This is a genomic window from Bacillus sp. V2I10 (assembly GCF_030817055.1).
GTDB lineage: Bacteria > Bacillota > Bacilli > Bacillales > Bacillaceae > Bacillus_P.
The window spans coordinates 5,341,807-5,355,389 of record NZ_JAUSYV010000001.1 but is presented as its reverse complement, the minus strand read 5'-3'; the positions used below and the strand labels follow the sequence as shown (position 1 = coordinate 5,355,389).

Annotated in this window: 11 protein-coding genes; 9 read left to right on the top strand and 2 right to left on the bottom strand. The window is 40.4% G+C overall.

Annotated elements, in window-relative coordinates; all coding sequences use genetic code 11:
• Positions 1-3 precede the first annotated feature (3 nt).
• The 5 genes from gatA to QFZ72_RS27030 all read left to right on the top strand — a co-directional run bounded on the left by gatA (position 4) and on the right by QFZ72_RS27030 (position 6,819).
• Positions 4-1,461, top strand: a complete 1,458-nt coding sequence (gene gatA / locus QFZ72_RS27050) for an Asp-tRNA(Asn)/Glu-tRNA(Gln) amidotransferase subunit GatA (protein WP_307439454.1) — start codon at positions 4-6, stop codon at positions 1,459-1,461.
• A gap of 11 nt (positions 1,462-1,472) precedes the next feature.
• Entirely contained in the window at positions 1,473-2,903 is a 1,431-nt protein-coding gene (gatB, locus tag QFZ72_RS27045; RefSeq protein ID WP_307439451.1) for an Asp-tRNA(Asn)/Glu-tRNA(Gln) amidotransferase subunit GatB, read from the top strand.
• Positions 2,904-3,075: 172 nt separating this feature from the next.
• Positions 3,076-3,987, top strand: coding sequence for a diacylglycerol kinase (locus tag QFZ72_RS27040; protein ID WP_307439449.1), 912 nt, complete (start codon positions 3,076-3,078; stop codon positions 3,985-3,987).
• A 228-nt stretch (positions 3,988-4,215) separates the two neighbouring features.
• A complete protein-coding gene (gene rlmD / locus QFZ72_RS27035) occupies positions 4,216-5,595 on the top strand; it encodes a 23S rRNA (uracil(1939)-C(5))-methyltransferase RlmD (RefSeq protein ID WP_307439447.1) in 1,380 nt (459 codons plus the stop codon).
• A 261-nt stretch (positions 5,596-5,856) separates the two neighbouring features.
• On the top strand, positions 5,857-6,819 hold the full coding sequence (locus tag QFZ72_RS27030; RefSeq protein ID WP_307439445.1) for a tRNA dihydrouridine synthase: 963 nt from the start codon (positions 5,857-5,859) through the stop codon (positions 6,817-6,819).
• Positions 6,820-7,248: 429 nt separating this feature from the next.
• On the opposite strand, the gene QFZ72_RS27025 is transcribed toward QFZ72_RS27030, so the two are convergent.
• Complete coding sequence (locus QFZ72_RS27025; protein WP_307439443.1) at positions 7,249-9,006, bottom strand: SulP family inorganic anion transporter; 1,758 nt, start codon at positions 9,004-9,006, stop codon at positions 7,249-7,251.
• A gap of 17 nt (positions 9,007-9,023) precedes the next feature.
• Positions 9,024-9,620: a beta-class carbonic anhydrase gene (locus QFZ72_RS27020; RefSeq protein ID WP_307439442.1), complete on the bottom strand. Its 597-nt coding sequence runs from the start codon at positions 9,618-9,620 to the stop codon at positions 9,024-9,026.
• A gap of 722 nt (positions 9,621-10,342) precedes the next feature.
• Here QFZ72_RS27020 and QFZ72_RS27015 point away from each other — a divergent pair.
• The 4 genes from QFZ72_RS27015 (at position 10,343) to QFZ72_RS27000 (ending at position 13,416) form a co-directional block, all read left to right on the top strand.
• Entirely contained in the window at positions 10,343-11,044 is a 702-nt protein-coding gene (locus QFZ72_RS27015; RefSeq protein ID WP_307439440.1) for a response regulator transcription factor, read from the top strand.
• Complete coding sequence (locus QFZ72_RS27010) at positions 11,041-12,450, top strand: HAMP domain-containing sensor histidine kinase (protein ID WP_307439439.1); 1,410 nt, start codon at positions 11,041-11,043, stop codon at positions 12,448-12,450. The genes QFZ72_RS27015 and QFZ72_RS27010 overlap by 4 nt, the downstream gene beginning before the upstream one ends.
• 174 nt (positions 12,451-12,624) lie before the next feature.
• Positions 12,625-13,020, top strand: coding sequence for a VOC family protein (locus tag QFZ72_RS27005; RefSeq protein WP_307439438.1), 396 nt, complete (start codon positions 12,625-12,627; stop codon positions 13,018-13,020).
• Between the two features lie 24 nt (positions 13,021-13,044).
• Complete coding sequence (locus QFZ72_RS27000; RefSeq protein WP_307439437.1) at positions 13,045-13,416, top strand: MmcQ/YjbR family DNA-binding protein; 372 nt, start codon at positions 13,045-13,047, stop codon at positions 13,414-13,416.
• The last annotated feature ends 167 nt before the right edge of the window (positions 13,417-13,583 follow it).

The window sequence follows — 13,583 nt, the reverse complement described above, 5'->3', positions numbered from 1 at the left end:
ATCATGTCATTATTTGACCATAAACTTTCAGAACTAAAAACACTTTTACATAAAAAAGAAATCACCGTAACAGACCTTGTTGACGAATCGTACAAACGAATTCATGCCGTCGACGATCAAGTAAATGCCTTCCTTACATTAGATGAAGAAAAAGCACGTTCCTATGCAAAAGAACTGGACGAAGCAATCGGAACGCGTGATGAATTCGGCCTAATGTTTGGAATGCCGATCGGAGTAAAGGACAACATCGTCACGAAAAACCTTCGTACTACAGCGGCAAGTAAAATCCTTGAAAACTTCGATCCGATTTATGACGCAACCGTTGTTCAGCATTTGAAAAAAGCGGAAGCTGTCACAATCGGAAAACTAAACATGGATGAATTCGCAATGGGATCTTCAACAGAGAACTCAGGCTACAAAATAACGAAAAACCCATGGGATCTTGAAACCGTACCAGGCGGATCAAGCGGCGGTTCAGCTGCAGCAGTTGCAGCGCGCGAGGTACCATTTGCCCTTGGATCGGATACAGGCGGATCGATTCGCCAGCCGGCAGCCTTCACAGGTGTCGTTGGGTTAAAACCTACATATGGACGTGTATCACGTTTCGGACTAATTGCATTTGCATCATCTCTTGATCAAATCGGACCGTTAACGACAAATGTTGAAGACAATGCCTTTTTGCTCCAAGCGATTTCAGGAGCAGATAAAATGGACTCAACATCAGCAAACGTTGACGTTCCAGATTTTCTTTCTGCACTGACAGGAGATGTAAAAGGTCTTAAAATCGCCGTACCAAAAGAATACTTAGGCGAAGGCGTCAGCGAAGAAGTAAAGCAGTCTGTTCTAGATGCTTTAAAAGTATTAGAAGCACAGGGTGCAACATGGGAAGAGGTTTCTCTGCCTCATTCAAAATACGCGCTTGCTACGTACTACCTGCTGTCTTCATCAGAAGCATCAGCGAATCTTGCACGTTTTGACGGCGTCCGCTACGGCTACCGTTCAGACAATGCGAAGAATTTAATCGAATTGTACAAGCAGTCCCGTTCAGAGGGATTCGGCGATGAGGTCAAACGCCGCATCATGCTTGGAACATTCGCACTCAGCTCAGGCTACTATGACGCTTACTACAAAAAAGCACAGCAAGTCCGCACACTCATCAAAAAAGACTTTGAAGATGTGTTTGAAAAATACGACGTCATCGTTGGACCGACAACGCCGACTCCAGCCTTTAAAGTAGGCGAAAAAACAGATGACCCGATGACTATGTATGCGAACGATATTTTAACAATCCCTGTGAACCTTGCGGGCGTACCTGGAATCTCCGTACCATGCGGTTTCTCAAATGGCTTGCCGCTTGGACTTCAAATTATCGGAAAGCATTTCGACGAAAGTACAGTTTACCGCGTTGCGCATGCATTTGAGCAGGCAACCGACCATCATAAAGCAAAACCTGAATTGTAAGGGGTGAAATCATGAACTTTGAAACGGTCATTGGACTTGAAGTCCACGTTGAATTAAAAACAAATTCGAAAATTTTCTCAAGCGCACCGAACCATTTCGGCGCTGATTCAAATACAAACACAAGCGTGATCGAACTTGGCTACCCAGGGGTTCTCCCGGTATTAAACAAAGAAGCCGTTGATTTCGCCATGAAAGCTGCTATGGCGTTGAACTGTGAAGTTGCGACAGATACAAAGTTCGACCGCAAAAACTATTTTTACCCGGATAACCCGAAAGCTTACCAGATTTCCCAGTTTGACAAGCCAATCGGCGAGCACGGCTGGATTGATATTGAAGTGAGCGGCTACAAGAAAAGAATCGGCATTACCCGCCTTCATTTAGAAGAAGATGCAGGCAAGCTGACACATACAGGCGACGGTTATTCTCTTTGTGATTACAACCGCCAGGGCACACCGCTGATCGAAATCGTCTCAGAGCCGGACATCCGCACACCTGAAGAAGCTTACGCTTATCTTGAAAAGCTGAAAGCGATCATTCAATACACAGGTGTATCGGACTGCAAGATGGAAGAAGGCTCACTCCGCTGTGACGCCAACATTTCCCTTCGTCCAGTAGGCCAAGAGAAATTCGGTACAAAAGCAGAGCTGAAAAACCTGAACTCCTTCAACTTTGTCCGCAGAGGACTTGAGCATGAAGTGAAGCGCCAGGAGGAAGTTCTTTTATCAGGCGGCATCATCGAGCAGGAAACACGCCGCTTTGACGAAGCAACGGGGAAAACAATCCTGATGCGTGTGAAAGAAGGATCTGACGACTACCGCTACTTCCCGGAGCCGGACCTTGTGTCCCTCTACATTGATGACGAGTGGAAGGAACGAATTCGTTCAACGATTCCTGAGCTTCCTGATCAGCGTCAAAAGCGCTATGTGGAAGAACTTGGCCTTCCATCTTATGATGCACAGGTCCTTACTCTGACAAAAGAAATGTCCGATTTCTTTGAAGCAACGGTTGCAAAAGAAGCAGATGCGAAGCAGGCTTCAAACTGGTTAATGGGTGAAGTGAGCGGCTACTTGAACGCTGAAGGTAAAGAGCTTCAGGATGTAGCCCTTACACCAGAAGGACTTGCGGGCATGATCAAGCTGATTGAAAACGGCACGATTTCAACAAAAATCGCGAAAAAAGTATTCAAAGAGCTGATCGAAAAAGGCGGCGATGCCGAGCAAATCGTTAAGGATCAGGGACTTGTCCAAATCTCTGACGAAGGCACGCTCCGCAAAATCGTGAACGAATCACTTGATGCGAATCCGCAATCCATCGAGGACTTCAAAAGCGGTAAACAAAAAGCGATCGGCTTCCTAGTCGGTCAAATTATGAAAGCAACAAAAGGCCAGGCAAACCCGCCAATGGTCAACAAGCTTTTGCTTGAAGAAATTCAGAAACGATAAAACAAAGAGACGGCGCCGCGTGAACATCATGTATGGCGCCGTTGTTTTTATCCGGCTTTGGCTATACTAGTTCTATGGATTGCGTATCTAACAAAAAAGGTGTAGTATAATTGATGGCTTGTTAGATACAACAAATCATGGAAATACATTCTAACTTAGGATGATGGGGAAAATGAAAAGAGCAAGAATAATCTATAATCCAACATCAGGGCGCGAAGCCTTTAAAAAACAATTACCTGAAGTTCTTCAGAAATTTGAAATAGCCGGTTATGAAACATCATGCCACGCGACAACCTGCGAAGGCGATGCCATCCAGGCAGCAAGAGTCGCAGGCGAACGCGGCTTTGACCTTGTCATTGCAGCAGGCGGAGACGGCACCGTAAACGAAGTAGTAAACGGACTTGCAGAGCTGGAGATTAGACCGCAGCTTGGCGTGATACCTGTCGGGACGACAAACGACTTTGCCCGCGCCATCAGCATCCCGCGGGATAATATCTTAACAGCGGTAGACGCCCTGCTTGCAGGCGAAGCAAGAGCGATCGACATCGGACGCGTCAACGGCCACTACTTTGTCAACATCGCAGGCGGCGGACGTCTGACTGAACTCACATATGAAGTGCCAAGCAAGCTGAAAACGGTATTAGGTCAGCTCGCTTATTATTTAAAAGGCATGGAAATGCTGCCTTCCATCCGCCCGGCTGAAGTAGAAATCGAATATGATGGAAAGCTGTTCAAAGGTGAAATCATGCTCTTCCTCGTATCGCTCACAAACTCTGTCGGCGGCTTTGAAAAACTTGCGCCAGACTCCAAACTGAATGACGGCATGTTCGACCTTCTTATCTTGAAAAAAACAAACCTTGCCGAGTTCATCAGAGTCGCAAGTCTCGCCCTGCGCGGTGAGCATATCAGTGATGGCAACATCATCTATACAACCGCAAACCGAGTGAAAGTAACATCCGCTCAAAAAATGCAATTAAACCTAGACGGCGAATACGGCGGCGACCTCCCGGGAGAATTCGTCAACCTGTACCGTCACATTGACGTCCTCATGCCGCTTGCAAAAGCCCAGTCCATGGACGAATAAAAACTTGGCCCTGCGCCAAGTTTTTCTTATGTCTTCGGTGTGTTAAAATGTGGGTAATGGCTTGAATTAAGTTATCCATGTCTAGCTCCAGCGTCTAACTCCTCGGTCAGAACGGCTCCGCCAAAAAGTCAAAACCGGACTTTTCCGTCGGATCCTTTTTCTTCCTGCCGGAGCTAAACAGACGCTTCCGCTTTTCTATATAATCAGTATGAGTAAAGGAAGATAATCATGACAAAGGCAATAGCGCCTGTACAAAAAAATGAATACTACGAAGTTACCTTCGAAGACCTGACACATGACGGATCAGGCGTTGCCAAAATCGAAGGCTATCCAATCTTCGTACCGAACGCCCTTCCAAACGAAAAAGGTCAAATCAAAGTCACAAAAATAAATAAAGGCTATGCCTTCGGACGCCTTGTCGAGCTGCACGAAGAAAGCTCACAGCGTACCGATGCCCCGTGCCCGATCTATAAACAATGCGGCGGCTGTCAGCTTCAGCACTTAAGCTATCAGGGCCAGCTCGACTTTAAACAGAAGCAAGTAAAAGAAGTACTCACAAGAATCGGCAAGCTGAACTTAGACAACGTTACCGTTCACCCGACACTTGGCATGGAAGATCCATGGAACTACCGCAACAAAGCACAGGTACCAGTTGGAGAACGTGAAGGCGGACTAGTCGCCGGCTTCTACCAGCAGCGCTCCCACGAAATCATCGATATGGAGCAATGCCTCATCCAGCAAAGCGAAAACGATGAAGTCGTCGCAGCCATCAAAGCCATCGCCACACGTCACGGCATCCGTGCTTACGACGAACGGAAAAACAAAGGCTGGCTCCGCCACATCATGGTTCGCTACGGCATCGTCACAAAAGAAATGATGGTTGTCTTCATCACAAGAACACCCGATTTCCCAAACAAAAAAGACATCATCGACGACATTACATCCCAATTCCCAGCCATCAAGTCCATCGTCCAAAACATCAACCCAAAACGCACAAACGTCATCTTCGGCGACCAAACAACCGTGCTCTGGGGCGAAGAATACATCTACGATTACATCGGAGACATCAAGTTTGCGATCTCGGCAAGATCTTTCTATCAGGTCAATCCTGAGCAAACAAAGGTGCTTTATGATAAAGCTTTGGAGTATGCAGATTTGAGCGGTGATGAATCTGTTATTGATGCTTATTGTGGTATTGGAACGATATCACTGTTCTTAGCGCAGAAAGCTAAAAAGGTTTTCGGTGTGGAAATCGTGCTTGAAGCCATTGAAGATGCAAAACGCAATGCAGCATTGAACGGAATTGAAAATGCTGAGTTTGCAGTAGGTGAAGCTGAAGTAGTCATTCCTAAGTGGTATGAAGAAGGGAATGCAGCTGATGTTATTGTTGTCGATCCGCCTCGTAAAGGGTGCGATGCAGCCTTGCTGCAGACGATTTTGGATATGAAACCGAAGAAGGTTGTGTATGTAAGCTGTAATCCAGCGACACTTGCACGGGATTTGCGGATGTTAGAGGATGGCGGATACGCTACGGTGGAAGTGCAGCCTGTTGATATGTTTCCGCATACTACGCATTGTGAAGCGGTCGCGTGGTTGGAGTTGGTATAATAGAAAAGCAGTTGATATAGAAAAAATCTATACCATCTGCTTTTTTGTTTATAAAAATACCATTCAGGACCGATTTTCTTTAAAATAAACATTGCCGATTTTCACAATAGTTTTTCACAAGTTATAAATGTACAAATGTACTTGTGTTTGATAATAAGTTATTAAGTATGATAAAAGTGTAAAAGAAGTGGAACATTTGGCTTTATATTTTTTGACCGAGAGTTTGAAGTTGTATCCATAGTGAGAGGATTTGAGTTTGAAATGATAGATAATTTTTGGTGTGATTTACCACGACCATTTTTTGTACTTGCACCAATGGAAGATGTGACAGATGTTGTTTTTCGTCACGTAGTAAGTGAAGCCGGTCGACCGGATGTATTTTTCACAGAGTTTACAAACTCGGATAGCTATTGTCATCCAGAGGGCATGAAAAGTGTGCGTGGCCGTTTGATTTTTACAGAAGATGAACAGCCAATGGTGGCACATATTTGGGGAGATAATCCCGAATATTTCCGTCAAATGAGTATTGGCATGGCGGAGCTAGGATTTAAAGGCATCGATATTAATATGGGCTGCCCTGTACCGAATGTGGCATCGAGAGGGAAAGGTAGTGGTCTTATTCTACGTCCAGACGTTGCGGCAGAACTTATTCAAGCAGCAAAAGCGGGCGAACTGCCTGTCAGCGTGAAAACACGACTTGGCTATAACGATGTAAATGAGTGGGAGGAGTGGCTAACGCATATTTTAAAACAGGATATTGCGAACCTTTCTATTCATTTACGTACAAGAAAGGAAATGAGCCAAGTAGATGCGCATTGGGAGCTAATTCCGGAAATCAAAAAATTACGTGACCGTATCGCGCCAAATACGCTACTAACAATCAATGGAGACATTCCTGACCGTCAAACTGGGCTGCAGCTTGCTGAACAATATGGTATTGATGGCGTTATGATTGGGCGAGGTATTTTTAAAAATCCTTTTGCTTTTGAAAAAGAGCCAAAAGAGCATAGCAGTAAAGAGTACCTTGATCTTTTAAGACTGCAGCTTGATCTTCAAGATCAATATGCGGAAGCACTACCACGTTCAATCACAGGGCTTCATCGTTTTTTCAAAATTTATGTCAAAGGATTCCGTGGAGCTGGTGAATTAAGAAATCAATTGATGAACACGAAATCAACAGATGAAGTGCGTGCATTGCTTGATAACTTTGGAAAAGAATGTTGATGGAACGGGGACAGTGAAATGATGTAACTCTTAAAAAGTAAGAGAAAAAATGAATCACATCAACTCATGTGTACTTATTTTATTTAGTTTCAAGTTCCTTTGCAACCGGCAACTTTTGTTTTGATAAAGTCTGTTTTCTGAAAGAAAAAGGTTTTAAGAATGTAATAAACCCACCAGCACCCTTGTGTTGCGACATACACTCGACGCATGTGGAGTGCTGTTCACTACTTATAAGAAAAGATTGATAATACACTGAGACGTGTAAGATAAAAAACCTTCCTTTTTTTGGAAGGTTTTTTATTTTTATAGAATGAAGCAAAGAATCGTACAAATAATGAGTATTTTCAAGTAATTAGCCACCTCTCCCTATTCGAGGAAAGGCTAAGACGAAACTTTCTTTTGTCTTTATCTTGATAGGATTATATTCATTTAGGTCAATCCTAACTCCTGTTTTCTATGTTGTTTTAAACCGGAAGGCATTGGAGCTTTCTGTGAAAGTGCTGTACATTCATGAAAAGAAAATTGTTTACAGCCCATACAACGTCCTACATCTAATTTCGATAGAGCTTTATTAATTGCATCACCTGTTCGGGAAAAGAAATGTTCCTCACCAATTATTTGATAAAAACCCGTTTTCTCAAATAATTCTTTTGGCTGCTGTTGGAGCCCGGAAATCAATACTTGTTGGTTTTGGGACTTGAATTGTTTCACAATGTTTGTGAGAAGTGCTTCCCCTGATGTATCAATAAAGGAAACTTTACTCATTCTTAATAGCAGAATTCTCGGTTTAGAACGAACAATTTCCTCTAATTCTTCCTCAAACCTTTCTGTCGATCCAAAAAATAATGGTCCCTCTAGGGTATAAATATTAATTTGCGGACAGTTAGAACCTTGATAGACCATTTCCGGTTTTACTTGCTTATCAACTGGGTCTGGTAAAACTTTTGAAACTTTTAAAGTACGGCTCATTAGTCTGACAAAAGCTACAAGGGCTAAAAGTAAACCGATCCCAACACCTGTTGTAAGGTCTATAAAAACGGTTAACAAGAAGGTTACGATTAATACTAGTGAATCCATCGTTTTCGTTTTAAAGATATGAGCAAATTCTTTGCGTTCACTCATGTTCCAAGCAACAAACATAAGAATAGGAGCCATACTAGCTAAAGGAATGGCCGAGGCATAAGGTGCTAAAATGACTAACACCAGTAATACCACAACCCCATGTATGACACCTGATAAAGGGGAGGCAGCCCCGTTTTTTATATTTGTTGCAGTTCGGGCAATGGCACCTGTAGCTGGAATCCCTCCAAATAAAGGAGTGATCATATTAGCTAGTCCTTGGCCAATAAGCTCCTTATTACTGTTATGCTTACCGTTAGTCATGCTATCTGCCACTAATGCAGATAATAGTGATTCAATTCCCCCAAGCATGGCGATCACTAATGCAGCAGGAAGGAGTTCAATCACTAGACTAACTGTGATCTGGGGAAACTGAAAGGCAGGTAATCCATTAGGAATTACTCCATAAGTCGACCCAATTGTTGCTACTTGATTTGGAAAGAAAAAGGCAGCAACAAGCGTAGAGACAAGTAATGCCAACAAGGCTCCAGGGATTTTTGGCATATATTTCGGTGCCAATATCACGATCGTTAAACTGATAACAGCCACCAGAACACTGTAAATATTAACTGTATTTAAGTTTGTTAAGATTTCTTTCATATTTAAAAGAAATGCTTCTTCTTTTTCTAAGTTACTGAGTCCTAAAAAATTGGCAATCTGGCCGGAAAAGATAATCACTGCAATTCCAGCAGTAAAGCCGATGGTAACAGGTCGAGGAATAAACTTGATAAATCTTCCTAATTTGAACAAACCCATTAGAAAAATCATGATACCTGCTAAGAAACCGGCAATCAACAATTTTTCATATCCGAACTGCATGACGATTCCTAATAAAACCGGGACAAATGCTCCAGTCGGACCTGCAATTTGATATTTCGATCCTCCGAAGAGGGAGACGATAACTCCTGCAATAATCGTTGTGTAAAGTCCATATTCAGGTCTAACCCCTGAAGCAATAGCAAAAGCCATTGCCAAAGGTATGGCTACAATCCCTACTACTAATCCCGCAACGAGATCTCTCTGAAAATGACCAATGTTGTACCCATCAAACCTTCTAGAAGAAATCATTTTAGAATACCCTCCCTTTACATAGTGTATAGTTCATTTTTGATAGATTGAACAGAGCCGTATCCATCTTCAATAAGATCTAATTTACCTGTACGTGGATGGATGACCATTCCATGAATGGCAATATTACTTGGCATTAAAGGATGACTTTTGATCATATGAACACTATTTATGACACTCTCTTCTACACATTGAAAACCCGTCAGCCATTTTGATAAATCAATGCCTGCGTTTGTAAGTGTATTGATTTGCTCTGCACTAACTCCCTTCTGCTTTGCCGCTTCAAGAAGTGGAGAAGATTGAAGACCCACCATCCCGCATTCATGATGTCCTATGACACAAACTTCCTCAGTTTTTAGCTCATAAATAGCGACTAAGATGCTCCGCATAATACTGCCAAAAGGATGAGAAACAACAGCCCCGGCATTTTTAATAATTTTCGCATCTCCATTTTTCAACCCCAGTGCCTTTGGAAGAAGTTCCAATAGCCGAGTATCCATGCAAGTTAAAATAACAATCCTTTTATCTGGATACTTTGTCGTTTGAAACTCCTCATACTTGTTTTGATCAACAAAAGTCTTGTTATAATCTAGAATGCTTGAAATAATCGTCATTTATTTTTCTTCCTTTCATTTTCATTTTTTGGATAGTAGTAATCTTGAAGGAAATCATTATAATAATTCAGAATCTCTCATTCTTTTACCTTAATCACAGTTTTTAAAAGATTTTGTTATCACTGCAAATTAGAGCAATTGGAATAATCCCTAAAACCTCCTTTAATTTTTTAATACATTTCCATCTTATGGTTGCAAAATGATAATGAAATAACAGAAAGATTAGAAATTGATGAGAAACGATATCAACGACCTTGTTTACCAACCTCCATTTTTCTTTTGAAGGTCTCCATGAAAGAGTAAGCAGTAATTCAAGATTTTAATTGAGCCTTCTCATTTCAGTACTTAACATTCATTAAGAAACTATAGTATTAACTACTAATCTAATAAGAAAATTTGAAGAAACTGTGCAGTTTTTCCATTTCCCTCCTTTTTACCTAATTTTCAAAAAAGTATATCAATAGTCTCAAAATAGAGATTATGCCACATTTTTTTGAAAATATAGATTAATATTTAGTGAGAGTAGATGACAGAAGATAGTAGCTAATGATCTTCTTATAAAGGAAAATGAAAGCACACATGGTCTATTAGTTATTAAAGTTTAAAGGGAAAGAGCTGCACTTAGTTTTAATGTTGTATGTTCATTTAATTTATAGCTCTCGTGTTCATGAAACAGAAAGTTAAGGTAAGGAAAAGAATGAAACGAACCTCGGGAGGTATTGATGGAGAAGAGAATATTAGTCGTTGATGATGAGTGGAATATGAGAAATTTATTAAGGATCTATCTTGAAAAAGAATATGATGTAATAGAGGCGGAAGATGGTCGACAAGCTTTAGCTTTTGTTTCATCGATTCATGTTGATTTAATTATATTAGACATTATGCTTCCCAACCTGGATGGGTGGCAGATTTGTAAGGAGATTAGAAAAGAAAAGCATACTCCCATTCTAATGCTGACAGCACGTAATGAGTTAAGAGATAAGATTTATGGTTTAGATATCGGAGCTGATGATTATTTAGAAAAACCTTTTGAGCCTGAAGAGCTCGCTGCCCGTATCAAAGCCTTATTGAGGAGATCGCTTATTAATGAGCACTTTGCAGAAAATACATTGATGTATGGAGATCAATTAATCATCATAAAAACAGAAAGCAGGACGGTATTAATAAAAGGGGAGAAGTTAGATTTAACACCTAAGGAATACGATTTACTATATTTATTGGCGAATCAGCCTCAACGTGTGTTTACAAGAGATTTATTGTTAGATGTTATTTGGGGGATGAAAGATATGAGGGATCACAGAACGGTTGATTCTCATATTAAAAATATCCGTATTAAGGTAAAAGAACAAGCATCTACATATAATCCCATTCAAACGGTGTGGGGTGTAGGCTATAAATTCAACCCGGCGGATGGTCCGTTATGAAATGGAACAGTATTGTTTTTAAATGGGGGGCAACCATATTTATACTATTAATTAGCGTGCTTTTACCGCTGATTTTTACCATTGATAGACTGTTTTACAAAAGCTATTTAAGTGAAGCTCATTATCAAATTAATCAATTAGCTGCTCAATATTCTGATTCCTTATCAAGTCTTGAAGATATTGAAACATTACAAACAGCCGCAAGTTTAACAAAGACGGAAATTTGTATTATTGATCGAGAAGGAAGAATTATATTTACTTCTAACGATAAATTGTTTCATCAAGGTACTCAAATTGATAGAGAGCTATTAGAAGCTGCTTATTCAAAGAAAGATGTTCAAATCGAATATCATAACCCAACGAATAATCATAACTATTTTGTTTCAGGAAAACCTTTATATTTATCCACCAAAGAAGATGCTGGTTTATTAGTATTCTCTGATGCCGAACATATAAAGAAATCCGTTCATGATATTGAGCTTTTACTGTTGGTCTCTATGCTTGGCGCTCTGTGTATGGCTTTAGGTTTTACATATATAGCTTCAAAGAAGCTGGCTTCACCATTATTACAAATGGAAAAAGTAACAAGAGATGTGGCAAAAGGAAAGTTCTATAAGAAAGTCAATATCTCTTCAAATGATGAAGTAGGTTCATTGGCTTCAGCTATTAATGATTTGGGTCAAGAGTTAGAAAGATACAGAAATAGACAGACTGAATTTTTTGCTAACATATCTCATGATTTAAGAACTCCTATCTCCTATATAAAAGGTTATATACAGGTGATTCAGGATAAATTATATAAGGATGAAAAAGAAAAAGATCTCTACTTATCCATTGTCCTCGATGAAGCGAATCAATTGAATGCGTTGATCACGGACTTGTTTGAGTTATCAAAAATTGAAGGAGGGCAATTAGATCTTCATTTTAACTGGATTAATATCCATGACTTGATTGAAAACTGCCTTATTAAAGTTTCATTAAAAGCAAAAGAAAGTGAGATCCTCCTTCAAAAGGAATTAGATGCCAACATTCCTTTTATATATACCGATGGAGTGCGTTTAGAACAAATTATGATGAACTTATTGGAAAATGCAATTCGCTACAATAGGTTAAATGGGCATGTAAAAGTAAAAGGCTGGGTAGACAAAAAAAAAGTGCAGCTTTATATAGAGGATACAGGTGTTGGCATACCAGAAGAAGATCTTCCCTATATATTTGAAAGGTTTTATAAGGTTGATAAATCCCGTTCGAATAGAATAGGAAGCACAGGTCTAGGTTTATCGATTGTCAAGCACCTTGTTTTACGATTAGAAGGAGAAATAAAAGTAAAAAGCACACTAAATAAGGGAACGGCTTTCAATATCACACTCCCATTTAATATAAGAGAAGGAATAAAAGACAATTAATTTAAAAAAATCTGTACTTAATGATTTTGCCTTCTCTTTTTTATAAACTTATTCTCAGCTAAAAAACTAAGTTTATTTCCATACGCATTATAATAATAAGTAGGAATTTGTAAGCGAACTCACTGAATGATTTAAGGAAATAATTAATTCTTTTAAAAACTAGGAGGAAATCTCATGGGAAGATTAGTTCATTTTGAAATTCATGTGAGTGACATGGAACGGGCAAAGAAGTTTTATGGAGAAGTATTCGGATGGTCATTTCAAGATTGGAGTGATTATGCAGGAATGCCTTACTTTGGAGCAGTGACTGGAAATGAGAATGAACCTGGAATCGATGGTGCTTTGATGCATAGGCAAAGTACACCGCCGGAAACAAACCAGCCATTAAATGGATTTGCTTGTACTATGGGAGTGGAAAATTACGATGTAACAGAAGCTAAAATTATTGAGAATGGCGGCAAGGTCGCAATGCCCAAATATGCGTTGCCTGAAATGGCGTGGCAAGGATACTATATTGATACCGAAGGCAATACATTCGGAATTCATCAACCCGATGTGAATGCAAAATAGAACCCATGACAGGGGAATAAAAACATGAAATCACAAGACGCGGCAGGCATGCTTGAAAATGTGCGCAATATCTGTCTTGCACTGCCCGAAGCTGTTGAACTAATCGATGGTTTCGGTCACAATACGTTTAAAATCAATGGAAAATCATTCGTGATATCAGGTGAAAGCGAGAAAGGATTCAGCTTGTCGTTTAAGTCAGATCGGGAAACTCAAGAAATATTACTGCAGAAAGAGCATTTTTTCAAAACCCCATATATAGGGCGTCATGGCTGGGTATCTATTCGAAATCCGGGTGAGGAAGACTGGGATGAATTGACCGATCTTATTCAAGAAGCCTATTTACGCGCGGCACCGAAACGGTTGGTTAAGAAATGGAAAGAGCTGCATAAAAAGTGAAGAAAGGCAGAATGTCTGCCTTTCTTTCTTTTTTCGTTCTTTTATCAGCTTTATATGGTAGTATACTTCACCAGCATCCCTGGGCATGTTGAGTGCTGTTCACTATTTGTAAGTATGGTTTTTCCTGAACAACAATACGAAAAACAAAAGCAGATGTGAGCCCAGCG